12 protein-coding genes are annotated in these 15313 nt (G+C 55.5%); 3 read left to right on the plus strand and 9 right to left on the minus strand.

Going from position 1 to position 15313, the window contains the following annotated elements; all coding sequences use genetic code 11:
- Nucleotides 1-58: 58 nt before the first annotated feature.
- On the minus strand, nucleotides 59-1639 hold the full coding sequence (gene guaA, locus AC6I8T_RS15470; RefSeq protein ID WP_021184338.1) for a glutamine-hydrolyzing GMP synthase: 1581 nt from the start codon (nucleotides 1637-1639) through the stop codon (nucleotides 59-61).
- A gap of 72 nt (nucleotides 1640-1711) precedes the next feature.
- Entirely contained in the window at nucleotides 1712-3178 is a 1467-nt protein-coding gene (gene guaB, locus AC6I8T_RS15475) for an IMP dehydrogenase (protein ID WP_013510071.1), read from the minus strand.
- Between the two features lie 170 nt (nucleotides 3179-3348).
- On the opposite strand from guaB, the gene xseA reads away from it, so the two are divergent.
- The 3 genes from xseA to AC6I8T_RS15490 all read left to right on the plus strand — a co-directional run bounded on the left by xseA (nucleotide 3349) and on the right by AC6I8T_RS15490 (nucleotide 6114).
- The gene (gene xseA, locus AC6I8T_RS15480) at nucleotides 3349-4707 is read left to right on the plus strand and encodes an exodeoxyribonuclease VII large subunit (protein ID WP_208723823.1); all 1359 of its coding nucleotides are present in this window, start codon (nucleotides 3349-3351) and stop codon (nucleotides 4705-4707) included.
- Nucleotides 4708-4768: 61 nt separating this feature from the next.
- Complete coding sequence (locus AC6I8T_RS15485; protein ID WP_208723822.1) at nucleotides 4769-5782, plus strand: M4 family metallopeptidase; 1014 nt, start codon at nucleotides 4769-4771, stop codon at nucleotides 5780-5782.
- Complete coding sequence (locus AC6I8T_RS15490; protein WP_497834098.1) at nucleotides 5758-6114, plus strand: protealysin inhibitor emfourin; 357 nt, start codon at nucleotides 5758-5760, stop codon at nucleotides 6112-6114. The genes AC6I8T_RS15485 and AC6I8T_RS15490 overlap by 25 nt, the downstream gene beginning before the upstream one ends.
- A 70-nt stretch (nucleotides 6115-6184) precedes the next feature.
- Here the strand turns inward: AC6I8T_RS15490 and AC6I8T_RS15495 are convergent, their stop codons facing one another.
- The 7 genes from AC6I8T_RS15495 to ispG all read right to left on the minus strand — a co-directional run bounded on the left by AC6I8T_RS15495 (nucleotide 6185) and on the right by ispG (nucleotide 15292).
- Nucleotides 6185-8614, minus strand: a complete 2430-nt coding sequence (locus AC6I8T_RS15495) for a glucose/quinate/shikimate family membrane-bound PQQ-dependent dehydrogenase (RefSeq protein WP_497834099.1) — start codon at nucleotides 8612-8614, stop codon at nucleotides 6185-6187.
- Between the two features lie 395 nt (nucleotides 8615-9009).
- On the minus strand, nucleotides 9010-9237 hold the full coding sequence (locus AC6I8T_RS15500) for a zinc ribbon domain-containing protein (protein WP_021184343.1): 228 nt from the start codon (nucleotides 9235-9237) through the stop codon (nucleotides 9010-9012).
- Nucleotides 9238-9288: 51 nt separating this feature from the next.
- Nucleotides 9289-10779, minus strand: a complete 1491-nt coding sequence (gene der / locus AC6I8T_RS15505) for a ribosome biogenesis GTPase Der (protein WP_208723820.1) — start codon at nucleotides 10777-10779, stop codon at nucleotides 9289-9291.
- Nucleotides 10780-10935: 156 nt separating this feature from the next.
- Entirely contained in the window at nucleotides 10936-12117 is a 1182-nt protein-coding gene (gene bamB, locus AC6I8T_RS15510; protein WP_497834100.1) for an outer membrane protein assembly factor BamB, read from the minus strand.
- Between the two features lie 19 nt (nucleotides 12118-12136).
- A complete protein-coding gene (locus AC6I8T_RS15515; RefSeq protein ID WP_021184346.1) occupies nucleotides 12137-12754 on the minus strand; it encodes a YfgM family protein in 618 nt (205 codons plus the stop codon).
- 38 nt (nucleotides 12755-12792) lie between these two features.
- Nucleotides 12793-14067 carry a histidine--tRNA ligase gene (hisS, locus tag AC6I8T_RS15520; RefSeq protein ID WP_208723818.1) on the minus strand — a complete coding sequence of 425 codons (1275 nt, stop codon included), beginning with the start codon at nucleotides 14065-14067 and terminating at the stop codon, nucleotides 12793-12795.
- 103 nt (nucleotides 14068-14170) lie between these two features.
- Complete coding sequence (gene ispG, locus AC6I8T_RS15525) at nucleotides 14171-15292, minus strand: flavodoxin-dependent (E)-4-hydroxy-3-methylbut-2-enyl-diphosphate synthase (protein WP_013510081.1); 1122 nt, start codon at nucleotides 15290-15292, stop codon at nucleotides 14171-14173.
- Between the last annotated feature and the right edge of the window lie 21 nt (nucleotides 15293-15313).

A 15313-nucleotide genomic window follows, 5' to 3' on the forward strand; every position in this document is an offset into this window, starting at 1 on the left:
GAAACAAAAAAGCCCGCAATAATGCGGGCTCAGGATGATTATGCAACTGGAGCGGGGATTATTCCCACTCAATGGTTGCCGGTGGTTTACCCGAAATATCATAAACCACGCGTGAAATACCGTTCACTTCGTTGATGATGCGGTTGGAGACACGGCCAAGGAAGTCATACGGCAGGTGCGCCCAATGTGCGGTCATAAAGTCGATGGTTTCGACTGCGCGCAGTGACACTACCCAATCGTATTTACGACCATCGCCCATCACACCCACGGAACGGACCGGCAGGAACACGGTGAACGCCTGGCTGACTTTGTTATACAGGTCAGCTTTATGCAGTTCTTCAATGAAGATGGCATCGGCACGACGCAGCAGATCGCAATACTCTTTCTTCACTTCGCCCAGCACGCGCACGCCAAGGCCTGGACCCGGGAACGGGTGACGGTACAGCATGGCGTATGGCAGGCCCAGCTCCAGACCGATTTTGCGCACTTCGTCTTTGAACAACTCTTTCAGCGGCTCGACCAGACCTAACTTCATCTCTTTCGGCAGGCCACCGACGTTGTGGTGCGATTTGATGACATGCGCTTTGCCAGTGGCAGAAGCCGCAGACTCAATCACATCCGGATAGATGGTGCCCTGCGCCAGCCATTTTACGTCAGTCAGTTTGCCCGCTTCTTCGTCGAAGACTTCAACGAATACGCGACCGATGATTTTGCGTTTGGCTTCCGGATCGTTTTCACCCGCCAGCGCTTCAAGGAAACGCGTTTCCGCCGCTACGTGGACAATGTTCAGCCCGAAGTGGTCGCCAAACATCTCCAGCACCTGGTCAGCTTCGTTCAAACGCAGCAGGCCGTTGTCGACGAATACACAGGTCAGACGGTCACCAATCGCGCGGTGCAGCAGCATCGCAGTGACGGAAGAATCCACGCCGCCAGACAGGCCAAGGATGACTTTGTCTTCGCCAACCTGCTCGCGAATACGCTCAACCGCATCTTCGATGATTTTTGCCGGGGTCCACAGCGCTTCACAGCCGCAGATATCGCGCACAAAGCGCTCCAGCATACGCAGCCCCTGACGGGTGTGAGTCACTTCCGGGTGGAACTGCACGCCGTAAAAACGCTTCTCTTCGTTGGCCATGATGGCAAACGGACAGGTTTCGGTGCTGGCGACGGTAACGAAGTCAGCCGGGATGGCAGTCACTTTGTCACCGTGGCTCATCCATACGTCCAGCAGCGGTTTGCCTGCGTCGCTGATGGCATCTTCGATGTCACGAATCAGCGCGCTCGGGGTTGTCACTTCAACCTGCGCATAACCAAACTCACGTTCGGTGGAGCCTTCAACTTTACCACCCAGCTGCATCGCCATGGTCTGCATGCCATAGCACACGCCCAGCACCGGCACGCCAGCGTTGAAAACGTATTCCGGTGCACGCGGGCTGTTCAGTTCGGTGGTACTTTCCGGGCCGCCAGAAAGAATGATGCCGTTCGGGTTGAACTGACGAATTTGCTCTTCGGTGACATCCCACGCCCAGAGTTCGCAGTAGACGCCCAGCTCACGCACGCGGCGCGCGACCAGTTGCGTATACTGAGAACCAAAATCGAGGATCAAAATGCGATGTTTATGAATATTTTCAGTCGTCATTGCGGCGTTTCCATTGGGATGGACTTAATAATAAAAGCGCCCGGCTAAAGCCGGGCGGTAAATCTTACGGGATTATGAACCCAAGCGGTAGTTCGGCGACTCTTTGGTGATGGTCACGTCATGGACGTGGCTCTCCTGAATGCCTGCGCCGCTGATACGCACAAATTCAGCTTTGGTGCGCAGGTCATCGATAGTCGGACAACCGGTCAGACCCATACAGGAGCGCAAACCGCCCATCTGCTGGTGCACGATCTCTTTCAGACGGCCTTTATAGGCTACACGACCTTCGATACCTTCCGGCACCAGTTTGTCGGCGGCGTTATCGGTCTGGAAGTAACGGTCTGAAGAACCTTTAGACATCGCACCCAGCGAACCCATGCCACGGTAGGATTTGAATGAACGGCCCTGATACAGCTCGATTTCACCCGGAGATTCTTCCGTACCCGCCAGCATAGAGCCGACCATGACTGCCGCCGCACCGGCTGCGATTGCTTTTGCGATGTCGCCAGAGAAACGGATACCGCCATCAGCAATTACCGGAATACCGGTACCTTCCAGCGCTTCTACCGCGTCAGAAACGGCGGTGATCTGCGGAACACCTACGCCGGTTACGATACGGGTAGTACAGATGGAGCCAGGGCCAATACCCACTTTCACCGCGCTCACACCCGCCTGCGCCAGCGCCAGAGCACCAGCACCGGTGGCAACGTTGCCGCCGATAATCTCGAGGTCCGGGTATTTCGCACGAGTTTCACGGATACGCTGCAACACACCTTCAGAGTGACCGTGTGAGGAGTCGATCAGCAGAACGTCCACGCCTGCCGCAACCAGCGCATCAACACGCTCTTCGTTGCCCGCACCGGCACCTACCGCCGCACCCACACGCAGACGGCCCTGCGCATCTTTACAGGCGTTAGGTTTACGTTCGGCTTTCTGGAAATCTTTAACGGTGATCATGCCCAGCAGGTGGAAGCTGTCATCCACCACCAGCGCTTTCTCAACGCGTTTTTCGTGCATTTTCTGCAACACGATGTCACGGGCTTCGCCCTCTTTCACCGTGACCAGGCGCTCTTTCGGTGTCATCACCGCAGAAACTGGCTGGCTCAGATCGGTCACGAAACGCACGTCACGACCGGTGATGATACCTACCAATTCGTTGTCGGCGTTAACCACCGGGTAACCGGCAAAGCCGTTACGCTCGGTCAGTTCTTTCACTTCCGCCAGGGTGGTGGTCGGCAGCACGGTTTGTGGCTCGGTGACCACGCCGCTTTCGTGTTTCTTCACCTTGCGAACTTCATCCGCCTGGCGCTCAATTGACATGTTTTTGTGGATAAAGCCCAGACCACCTTCCTGTGCCAGCGCGATCGCCAGACCGGCTTCGGTCACGGTGTCCATCGCTGCGGAGAGCATAGGGATGTTCAGACGAATGTTTTTCGTCAGTTGGGTGCTGAGATCGGCCGTGTTAGGCAGAACGGTAGAATGAGCAGGAACGAGCAGAACGTCGTCAAATGTGAGTGCTTCTTTAGCGATTCGTAGCATGGCAATATCTCAACCTGGGGGTGAATGAGAACAGATAAAATATTGCCGCGGCATTATACAGGCCGAAATCGGTTGCCTCCAGTGTTTTTTCAGAAAAACTCTTGATCCCCTGTACCAGCCATGTAGTATCGGTTAATTAACCCTCTGATTTGATATTTGATCTGCATCACATGTCGCTACCGCCAACCGCCAATATTTTTACTGTCAGCCGCCTGAATACCACGGTGCGTCAACTGCTGGAAAATGAAATGGGCCTGGTGTGGCTCAGTGCTGAGATATCCAACTTTACCCAACCGGCATCCGGCCACTGGTACTTCACCCTGAAGGATGATGGTGCCCAGGTACGCTGTGCCATGTTCCGTAACAGCAACCGTCGGGTGGCCTTTCGCCCCCAGCACGGTCAGCAGGTGCTGGTGCGTGCCAGTATCACGCTGTACGAACCGCGTGGCGACTATCAACTGATTATCGAAAGCATGCATCCGGCCGGTGAAGGCTTGTTGCAGCAGCAGTTCGAACAGTTGAAAACCCGGCTGGCGGCAGAGGGTTTATTTGATCAGCAATTTAAACAACCGTTGCCGGATCCGGCACGCCAGGTTGGGGTGATCACATCGGCAACCGGCGCGGCGCTGCACGATGTGCTGCGCGTGCTGCACCGTCGTGACCCTTCCCTGCCGGTGGTGATTTATCCCACCGCGGTGCAAGGAGTGGATGCCCCCGCTGCGATTGTGCGTGCCATTGAACTGGCAAACCTGCGCGATGAATGTGATGTGCTGATTGTCGGACGTGGTGGCGGTTCGCTGGAAGATTTGTGGAGCTTCAACGACGAACGCGTGGCGCGCGCCATTTTTGCCAGCCGCTTGCCGATTGTCAGCGCAGTCGGCCACGAAACTGATGTCACCATCGCCGATTTTGTTGCCGACCTGCGTGCGCCAACCCCCTCAGCCGCCGCTGAGCTGGTGAGCCGTAATCAGCTGGAATTGTTGCGCCGTCTGCAATCTCAGCAGCAACGCCTGGAAATGGCGATGGATTACTATCTGGCGCAGCAGCAGCGCCGCTACACGCGTACTCTGCATCGCTTGCAGCAGCAACACCCGCAACTGCGGCTGGCACGACAAAACACCGCCCTGCTGCAATTGCAGCAGAAACTCCATGACGCAATGGATCAGCGTCTGCGTAGCGCCAGTCATCAACAGGATCGTCTGCTACAACGCCTGAACGCACAGCAGCCACAGCCACGTATTTTGCGTGCTCAGCAACAGCTACAGCAGTGGCAATATCGGCTGCAACAGGGAATGCAGAACCAGTTAAATCAGCATCGTCAGCGCTTCGGCACGCTGGCGGCACAGCTTGAAGGGGTCAGCCCGTTGGCGACCCTGGCGCGTGGCTTTAGCGTCACCACGGATACCCAGGGCCATGTGGTGAAGAAAATGCAGCAGCTGAGCAAAGGCGATCTGCTACGCACCCGGCTGGATGATGGTTGGGTGGAAAGTGAAGTGACCGCCCTTACCCCTCGTAAACCCGCCCGATAAATCGCGCCACGACCTACCTGGCCTATACTTTCTGACACATTCATCTGTCAGGGAGTCTGATATGCCTTACAGCGTGATTCCACCTTACATGTTACGCAATATTATTGCGCATGGCTCCGCTCCACAGCAGGATTATGCACGCCGCACGCTGACCCATGTTCAACATCTGATGGCCGAACACAAACGCACCACCTCCCCCAACAGCGCGGCCACACCCGGCCAGGTGGTGCGTGCGATTTACGATGCCGAACATACGCAAAATCTGCCCGGCACGCTGTTACGCCAGGAAGGCCAGCCTGGCAACGGTGACGTGGCAGCAGAAGAAGCCTGGGACTATCTCGGGATCACTTACGATTTCTACTGGCAAATCTATCAACGTAACTCGCTGGATAACCGGGGGTTAAAACTGGACGGTACCGTGCATTACGGCAAGGAGTATCAGAACGCGTTCTGGAACGGCCAGCAAATGGTGTTCGGTGACGGCGATGGTGAGATCTTTAATCGTTTTACCATCGCCATCGACGTAGTGGCGCATGAGTTAACCCACGGCGTGACCGAAAGCGAAGCCGGGTTGGTTTATTTCTCACAGCCGGGTGCGCTGAATGAGTCGATGTCGGATGTGTTCGGTTCGCTGGTAAAACAATTTCACCAGCAGCAAACCGCCGATCAGGCCGACTGGATCATCGGGGAAGGGTTGCTGGCAAAAGGGATCAACGGACGCGGCCTGCGCTCCATGTCAGCGCCTGGCACGGCGTATGATGATCCGATGTTAGGAAAAGATCCGCAACCTGCCGATATGGCCCATTACATCGAAACCCGTGATGATAATGGTGGCGTACACCTCAACTCCGGGATTCCTAACCGGGCATTTTATCTCGCTGCCAAAGCGCTGGGCGGTTTTGCCTGGGAACTGGCGGGTCAGGCATGGTACGACACGTTATGCGACCGTAGCCTGCCGCAGGATGCGAATTTCAGCACCTTTGCTGGCTTTACCATCCAGCATGCCAGCAAACGCTTTAATCGCTCGGTGGCGGATGCAATTCAATCTGCATGGCAGGAGGTTGGTGTAATGTGAACATTCCCCCACTCACCGATGATGCGATTATTGAACTGGCTCGCGAAGGCGGGCTGGCTTTTATCCCACATTTACGTGGCGAACGCCGTTTTGCCCTGGCGCAATTGCCTGAACCACAAAAACACCGGGTATGCAGCGTGCTTGAGCAGGCGATGTCACTGGGTGAACCAGAAGATCAGGCTGCCAGCATGGGGCGTGGCGATCAACGCTATTTTCGCCTGCAAATCAGTTATGCCACCCATCAGCAGTCAGGAACGATTGTGATACTGATTCCTGAGCAGGTTGCGCCACCCGAGCTGGAAGCGCTGTGGCGAGATGGCGAACAGGCATAAAAAAAGGACCGGCGATGTCGGTCCTTTTTTCGTTTACCCGGCCAGCAGGCACTGGCCGAGGCAGTGACGGTTACGGCAGAGCGTAGGCGATCACGTAATCACCACGGTCCGGAGACTGACGAGCACCACCTGCGGAGATCAGGATGTACTGTTTGCCGGTTTTCGGAGACACGTAGCTGATCGGGCCACCCTGGCTACCTACTGGCAGACGGGCTTTCCACACTTCTTTACCGGTTGAGCTGTCAAACGCACGCAGGTAGTAATCCTGAGTACCGGCGAAGAATACCAGGCCACCCTGCGTTGCCAGAGAGCCACCCAGCGTCGGCATACCAATAGGCATCTGAGCGTGCATCTTGATACCGAACGGACCGGTATCCTGCACCGTACCTACCGGCACCTGCCAGACAATCTGACGGGTCTTCATATCAATCGCAGACATGGTACCGAACGGCGGAGCCTGGCACGGAATACCCAGCGGAGACATAAAGCGGTTTTTGTTGACTGCATACGGTGTGCCTTTCAGCGGGACCGCACCCATACCGGTGTTCACCGCTTCGCCACCATTGCTGGTAGCTGCTTTGCTGGTGTCCTGCGGAACCATCTGCACCCACAGGCCCAGACGCATATCGTTGACGAACATGTACTGGTTGTTCGGATCAAACGAGATGCTACCCCAGTTCATACCACCCAGTGAACCCGGGAAGCTGAGGGACACATCGGTGTCCGGCACGGTAAACAGGCCGTTGTAACGCATGGATTTGAAGCTGATACGACACATCAGTTGGTCGAACGGCGTAGCACCCCACATATCAGACTCTTTCAGGGTCTGGTTACCGATGTTCGGCATTTCTACCGAGTGCGGTTGGGTTTTGGTGTATTGCTCGTTCGGGATGTGGCCCTGCGGCATCGGCAGTTCTTCAACTTTGGTCAAAGGCTTGCCGGTCAGGCGGTCCAGTACCCAAATCATACCGGTTTTCGCACCGATCACGACCGCAGGCTTAGTGGTGCCATCCTTCATCGGGAAGTCAACCAGGCTCGGCTGCATCGGCAGGTCGAAGTCCCACAGATCGTTATGGACGGTCTGGTAAACCCACTTCTCTTCACCGGTAGTCGCATCAAGCGCCAGAATAGATGCGCCGAATTTGTGATCCAGTTTGGTACGATCTGCACCATACAGGTCAACAGACGAGCTACCCATCGGCAGGAACACGGTGTTCATCGCCGGATCGTAGGACATTGGTGCCCAGGAGTTCGGGGTGCTGCGGGTATAGTCTTTGCCCGGCATTAGTACGGCATTCGGGTCCACGTTGCCTGGGTCAAACGCCCAACGCATCTGGCCAGTGATGACGTCGAAGCCACGCAGTACGCCGCCCGGCATGTCGGTTTGCACGTTATCAGCAACACGACCGCCCACCACTACAGTGGTACCTGCCATCGCAGGTGCGGAAGTCAGCTGATACTGCGGGTCTGGTGCGTTGCCGAGGCCCGCTTTCAGATCCACCACGCCGTGGTTACCGAAATCTTCACAGAACTCACCGTTGTCAGCATTGATAGCAATCAGACGCGCATCGATGGTGTTCATCAGAATGCGACGCTGACAGGTATCACCCGCCGCCAGAGTCACCGGGGTCACCGGCGTTGAGCCAGGTTGAGTCGGTTGCGTCAGCGGTTTGGTCGCGTCAAAGTACGCCAGGCCACGGCAGCGGTTCCACACCTGAGACTGGGCGTTGATTTCACGTTTCCAGATCTGCTTACCGGTATCAGCCGCAACCGCAATCACGTTGTTGTGTGGCGTACACAGGTACAGGGTGTTGCCAACCTGCAACGGGGTCTCCTGATCTTCCGCGCCGTTACCGGTCGGGCTGATCGGGGTATCACCGGTGTGGAACGTCCAGGCGACTTGCAGATCCTTGACGTTATCACGCGTGATCTGGTCCAACGCCACAAAGCGATTACCCCCCGGGGTGTTACCGTAATTGTCCCAGTCTTTCTGCTGTTTCGCTTTATCCACCGGAATCAGCGGCAGCTCTTTGCCTTCAAAAGCCACGGTCGGATGAGGCTGGAACATCTGAACAAAGGTCACCACCATGCCCACGGCAATCACCGCAGACAGCGCGTAAGAGACTTTAGCCAGCGAGGTTTTGCCCTCAGCTTTGCGCAATGCAGGCCAGGTCAGGAACGCCAGCAGCATCAGGCCAGCAGGGACCATCAGGCGTGAAACCAGCGGCCAGAATACCCAACCCGCATCCACCAGCGCCCAAATCAGGGTGCCAGCGAAGACCAGAATAAACAGGGTAACGGCTGAAGATTTACGACGGAAGAATTGAACCGCCGACAGCAGCATAACAATACCGCTGATCAGGAAGTACCAGCTGCCGCCAAGAGAAACCAGCTTACCACCGCCGATGGCGAAGAACAGGCCAACGGCCAACAGGACCAGTCCGAACAATACAGACCAGATGCTCAACCCTTTACAGGGGCGAGCGGGATTTTCTGCCATAACACAAACTCTCCTGAAAAAATAAAGCGCAGGTGCCAGATATGGGTGCTTTCCGGTCACAGATCCCGTGCCCTGCCTGTGGCAGGAATCGTTTCGTTTACGTCTTTATTTTAGAACTATTGGTACGGGTGCGACGCCCGAGATGCAGTCTTGTGAGGAAGGACACAGCGAAGCGCTATTGATGTTCGCCACAAGGCGGCAGGATTGTACCACCTGGTACATTAAAAAGTGAACATCCATAACGCAGGAGTTACTGGGTAATAGCATTTTTGCTACAAATCCAGTCGTAACTTATTAAAATTTAAGAAGCTGAAATAGCATATTTCCGTAGCGGCGCGATTTATTGCGCGGGGGTTTCTTACATCGAGCGCGGAATTGCGCGATAAATCGCACCGCTACGATTCGGCGACGTCGGGGATAAACGTCACCCGCTTTTTCGAAATCAGGCCGTCGCCGTGCTGGCAAAAATAATCCACTGCGCCACAGGCTTTCAGCACCTGCAACGGTTGATGGCAATCCGGGCAGATGGCGATCTCACCAAAATGGCTGCCGCAATGGCGACAATCGAATCCCGCATCGCTGTGGGTGAGTAATTGCTGACAGTTGGGGCAATGGGCGCTCATATCGTTCTCCAGACAGATAGAAAAATGAGGGCCAATCTGGCCCTCATCATCTTATTTCTTGTTCTTTTTCAGGTGCGCCATCAGACGCTTACGTTTACGCTGCTGCGTTGGCGTCAGCAGGTTACGTTTGCCTGCATAGGGGTTATCCCCTTCTTTGAACTGAATACGAATCGGCGTACCCATAACGTTCAGTGAACGGCGGAAGTAGTTCATCAGATAACGTTTGTAGGAATCAGGCAGATCCTTCACCTGGTTACCATGAATCACCACAATCGGCGGGTTATAACCACCGGCATGCGCGTATTTAAGCTTCACGCGACGACCACGCACCAGCGGCGGCTGATGGTCTTCGGCAGCCATATTCATGATGCGCGTCAGCATCGAGGTATTCACACGCTTGGTGGAACAATCGTAAGCTTCGGTCACTGACTCAAACAGGTTACCCACACCACTGCCGTGCAGGGCCGAGATAAAGTGCACACGCGCGAAGTCGATAAAGCCCAGACGGAAATCCAGCGTCTCTTTCACTTCATCTTTCACTTCCTGCGACAGGCCATCCCATTTGTTGACCACGATGACCAGTGAGCGCCCACTGTTCAGGATAAAGCCCAACAGCGACAGATCCTGATCGGAAATGCCCGCACGCGCATCAATCACCAGCATCACTACGTTAGCGTCTTCAATCGCCTGTAGGGTCTTAATTACCGAGAATTTCTCCACGGTGTCGGTGATTTTTCCGCGTTTACGTACACCGGCGGTGTCGATCAGAATATATTCACGATCGTCACGCTCCATCGGGATGTAGATGCTGTCACGCGTGGTACCCGGCATGTCATACACCACCACACGGTCTTCACCGAGGATACGGTTAGTAAGCGTTGACTTACCCACGTTAGGACGGCCCACAATCGCCAGTTTGATTGGCAGCGTGGTCGGGTCGAAGTCATCTTCTTCCTCTTCTTCCAGCGTCTCACCGTTCTCTTCTGCCGCTAACGCCGCCCAGTAGGCTTCGTTTTCGTCCTCTTCGCTGACTTCCAGCGGTGCCACTTCGTCCATCCACGGCAGCAGTGCCGTTTCCAGCAACGATGTCACGCCACGACCATGAGAGGCCGCGATTGCATGAATCTCACCGAGGCCGAGCGCGTAGAAATCCAGCACCGCCGCTTCCGGATCAAGACCGTCCGTTTTGTTCGCCACCAGGAACGTGGCCTTCTCACGCGCACGCAGGTGATTGGCGATCTGCTGATCGGCTGGCATCACACCCGCACGGGCATCCACCAGGAACAACACCACATCCGCTTCTTCAATCGCCAGCAGCGATTGTTCCGCCATGCGGTTTTCGACGCCTTCTTCGGTGCCATCGATACCACCGGTATCAATAACAATAAATTCGCGCCCTTCAACTTCGGCGCGACCATATTTGCGATCGCGAGTCAGTCCAGGAAAATCCGCCACCAGCGCATCACGGGTGCGCGTTAAGCGGTTAAACAGCGTAGATTTTCCCACATTGGGACGCCCAACCAGCGCGACCACAGGTACCATAACACTTGCCTCAGTTTTTAAAATTTAATCGCCCGAATGGCGTGATTATAACGGCATTTGCCGTAAGGTTCAGGCTGAAGGCGCTAAGAATACCATAAAAACGAAACGGCCCCTGAACAATCAGGAGCCGTCGTAACCTACAGCCAGACCAGGCCCTTAACGGGAGACGGCGTAAACCTCACCGTCTTTTGACTGAATCAGCAGCTTGTCACCCGCCACCACCGGTTCGGTCTGGAAGCCGGAGCTGTCGAGTTTCTGCTGTGCCACAAAGCGGCCATCCAGCGTATTGATCCAGTGCACGTAGCCTTCACTGTCACCCACCACCAGGTAGCCGTCAAACAGCACCGGGGAAGTCAGGTTACGGTGCAGCAACTCACTCTGACGCCAGATAGCCACACCGCCATCGGCGTTCAGCGCATCGACGCGGTCATTCTGGTCAACCAGGTAAATACGGCCACCATCAACAATCAGATCTTTCACACCACCGATTTCGCGTTTCCAGATAATCTGGCCTGAACGCAGGTCCAGCGCCGTCAGGTTGCCGTTGTAGGCCAGCGCGTAAACCACGCCATTGACGATCACCGGCGTGGTATCGACATCGTTCAGACGATCGATCTCAGTCGCACCACTTGGCTGCGAAATACGCTGCTGCCAAATCAACTGCCCCTGGTTCATGATCACTGCGCTGACGCGACCATTGTCACCGCCAACAATCGCACCGCCGAAGGCAACCGCTGGCGCGGATTCACCACGCAGTGACAGCGCTGGCATATCCAGGTTGACGCTCCACTTGATGGCACCCGTGGCCTGATCCAGTCCCTGCAACTGACCGTTGCTGGTGTGAATCAGTACCAGGCCATCGCTGACCACCGGACGCGACAACGCTTCACCCGCGACCTTCGTCTGCCAGGCAATGCTGCCATCGCTGGTGTTCAGTGCAAAGACCTGACCGCGTTCACTACCGATAAAGATGTGATCGCCGTTCGCGGTGACACCACCTGACAGCAGAGCGGAGATGTTTTTCGAGAAGAAGCCGGTCTTCTCAGAGAGATTCACTTTCCATTTTTCTTTGCCGTTGCTGGCATCAAGCGCTTTCACCACGCCAAAGCGGTCAGCCGCATAGACGGTACCGTCCTGCCAGGCCGGATGCAGATTGGAGTAGAAATCACCCACACCATCGCCAACCGAGGTACTCCACGCGGTTTGCGGCGTAAACTGGTTTTCAACCTTCGGCAGCGGGGCCATTTTCACTACATCTTCTTCGCCGCTGAACAGCGAGCAACCGCTGAGCAGGGTGACTGAAATCAGCCCTGGCAGCAGGTATTTACGTAATTCCATGTGCGCTCTCTTGACTGGCTTAACTTAAGTTATTCATCTTCATCTGCAACATTTGCTTCAGTGCCGGAGAAGCTTGCGACTCCGCACCTTTGCTCCAGGCATCACGCGCGCCCTGCTTGTCGCCTTTGCTCAGCAGCGCTTCGCCACGAATGTCCGCTACGATAGCTGTCCAGCCATCACCCTTAACATTGTTGAGGGTAGAAAGTGCGGCATCGGCCTGATTTTGTTGCAGTTGAATGCGTGCCAGACGCAGGTTAATGACCGCCTGCAGGTTGGCATCTTTGGTATCTTTCAGCCCGCTCTGCAACAGAGCGATAGCTTTGTCCAGCTGGTTGGTCTCAACGTACTGCTTCGCCAGGTCCAGAGACGCCAACGCACCGTAGGTGTTGTTGTTTGCACTGGCAAAACTGGCAACCGCTTCCAGCGTTTGCGGCTTATCAGCCTGCATGGCACTGGTCAGCTGCTGATACTGTGCTGAGGCTGCTTTATCGGCACCTGCTTGATGGCTGGCCCAAAAACGCCAGCCACCCAATGCTGCGATACCAATGACAACGCCTACCGCCAGCGCCTTGCCATTGTTGGCAAAAAAGCGACGCAGCGCATCAACCTGTTCGTTTTCGTTGCTGTAAACTTCCACGCAATCTTTCTCCTAAAAATGGCTGTTGCGATGCACGCTTACTGCAACAGCGTGCGCAACGTCGCGGCGGCTTCACTCTGGGCCAGCGTCTGCTGATCGCCGGTACGCAGGTCTTTAATCACTACCTGCCCGGTTGCCACTTCATCTTCACCCAGCACCAGCGCAATGCGCGCGCCCCACTTGTCTGCACGGGCAAACTGCTTCTTGAAGTTACCACCACCGAAGTTGGTCATCAGCTTCAATTGTGGGTCAGCATCACGCAGTTTTTCCGCCAGTTGCATCGCGGCAGACTGTACGCCCTGCCCCGAAGCGATAACATAGACATCAACAATGCGCGTCGGTTCAAATTCCGGGTTAACGGCCTGAACCAGCAACACCATGCGCTCCATTCCCATGGCAAATCCAACGGCTGGCGTCGCGCGACCGCCCAGTTGCTCCACCAGGCCATCATAGCGACCACCCGCACACACTGTGCCTTGTGAACCCAGCGCACTGGTCACCCACTCAAACACGGTACGGTTGTAATAGTCGAGACCACGTACCAGGCGTTGGTTGATGCTGTACTTGATACCGGCATCATCCAGCAGAGCACACAGGCCACTGAAGTGCGCGCGGGAGTCTTCATCAAGGAAGTCACCCAGCGTCGGCGCATCATTCAACAGCTGCTGGACGTCCGGATTTTTGCTATCAAGCACACGCAGTGGATTGGTGTACATGCGGCGTTTGCAATCTTCGTCCAGCACCTCTTTGTGCTTTTCGAGGAAGGCCACCAGCGCGTCACGATAGTTGGCACGCGCTTCCAGGGAACCGATAGAGTTCAGCTCCAGTTGGACATGGTCGGCGATACCCAGCGCTTTCCACCAGCGCGCGGTCATCATAATCAGTTCCGCGTCAATATCGGGTCCTTGCAGACCAAACACTTCCGCACCCATCTGGTGGAACTGACGGTAACGACCTTTCTGGGGGCGCTCATAACGGAACATCGGGCCCATGTACCACAGACGCTGCTCCTGGTTATACAGCAAACCGTGTTCGATACCGGCGCGCACGCAGCCCGCCGTGCCTTCAGGACGCAGCGTCAGGCTTTCGCCATTGCGGTCCTCAAAGGTGTACATCTCTTTTTCAACCACGTCGGTGACTTCACCAATCGCGCGGCTGAACAACGGAGTCTGCTCAACGATCGGCAGGCGAATTTCACTGAAACCATAGCTGGCCAGCACCTGCTTGAGCGTACCTTCAATACGCTGCCAGATTGCCGTATCTGCTGGCAGGTAATCGTTCATCCCGCGAATCGCTTGAATATTCTTCGCCACGTTAGAATCTCTTAAGACAAAAAAACCTGTCCGGCATCATACCTTATGAGGATGAAACCGCACAGGTTCAATCACAAACGGGTACGCGGATGCGTACCTTCCCTTATTTTTCCAGCTGCTGCACGTTGATGCGACGGCTTTCGTCCAGCATCGATGCCTTGGCACGAATACGCGCCTCCAACTGGTCGATCATGTCCTGATTGTCGAGGCGGTCGCGCTGACGCACGCCATCTTCGTAGAAACCACTTTTCTTATTACCGCCGGTCACACCGAGCGTGGAGACGGTCGCTTCGCCAGGTCCGTTGACCACGCATCCAATAATCGAGACATCCATCGGCGTGATGATGTCTTCAAGGCGTTCCTCGAGCGCATTCACCGTGCCGATCACATCAAACTCCTGACGCGAACAGGTCGGACAGGCAATAAAGTTGATGCCGCGTGAGCGAATACGCAGTGATTTGAGGATGTCATAACCGACTTTGACTTCTTCCACCGGATCGGCCGCCAACGAAATACGCAGCGTATCGCCGATTCCTTCAGACAGCAGCAGCCCTAAACCGATAGCGGATTTCACCGCACCGGCACGCGCGCCGCCCGCTTCAGTGATCCCGAGGTGCAGCGGTTGATCGATGGCTTTCGCCAGCAGGCGATAAGATTCCACCGCGAGGAAGACATCCGAGGCTTTGACGCTGACTTTGAACTGATCAAAGTTGAGACGATCGAGGTGATCCACATGGCGCATCGCTGATTCCAGCAGCGCCTGCGGCGTGGGTTCGCCGTACTTTTCCTGCAAATCTTTTTCCAGTGAACCGGCGTTAACGCCGATACGGATCGGAATATTGTAGTGACGTGCGCAATCCACTACCTGACGAATACGCTCGTTGTTGCCGATATTGCCTGGGTTAATACGCAGACAATCGACACCGTATTCCGCGACTTTCAGTGCAATGCGGTAGTCAAAGTGAATATCCGCCACCAGCGGCACATTGACCTGTTGCTTAATCAGTTTGAAGGCTTCCGCCGCATCCATCGTCGGCACTGAGACACGGACGATATCAACGCCCACGCGCTCCAGCGCTTTGATCTGATTGACCGTCGCTTCAACATCCGTGGTGCGGGTGTTGGTCATCGACTGAACGGCAATAGGCGCACCATCGCCGACTGGCACCTTGCCGACGTAAATCCGCGTTGATTTGCGACGGATAATGGGTGCTTCGTTATGCATATTCTCTCTCCACAATTGCCC

Source organism: Pantoea sp. X-Soil-OKNW-556, assembly GCF_059730695.1.

Coding starts and splice junctions, on each gene's coding strand:
- guaA (WP_021184338.1), bottom strand. CDS start 1,639: ATGACGACTGAAAATATTCATAAACATCGCATTTTGATCCTCGATTTT.
- guaB (WP_013510071.1), bottom strand. CDS start 3,178: ATGCTACGAATCGCTAAAGAAGCACTCACATTTGACGACGTTCTGCTC.
- xseA (WP_208723823.1), top strand. CDS start 3,349: ATGTCGCTACCGCCAACCGCCAATATTTTTACTGTCAGCCGCCTGAAT.
- AC6I8T_RS15485 (WP_208723822.1), top strand. CDS start 4,769: ATGCCTTACAGCGTGATTCCACCTTACATGTTACGCAATATTATTGCG.
- AC6I8T_RS15490 (WP_497834098.1), top strand. CDS start 5,758: ATGGCAGGAGGTTGGTGTAATGTGAACATTCCCCCACTCACCGATGAT.
- AC6I8T_RS15495 (WP_497834099.1), bottom strand. CDS start 8,614: ATGGCAGAAAATCCCGCTCGCCCCTGTAAAGGGTTGAGCATCTGGTCT.
- AC6I8T_RS15500 (WP_021184343.1), bottom strand. CDS start 9,237: ATGAGCGCCCATTGCCCCAACTGTCAGCAATTACTCACCCACAGCGAT.
- der (WP_208723820.1), bottom strand. CDS start 10,779: ATGGTACCTGTGGTCGCGCTGGTTGGGCGTCCCAATGTGGGAAAATCT.
- bamB (WP_497834100.1), bottom strand. CDS start 12,117: ATGGAATTACGTAAATACCTGCTGCCAGGGCTGATTTCAGTCACCCTG.
- ispG (WP_013510081.1), bottom strand. CDS start 15,292: ATGCATAACGAAGCACCCATTATCCGTCGCAAATCAACGCGGATTTAC.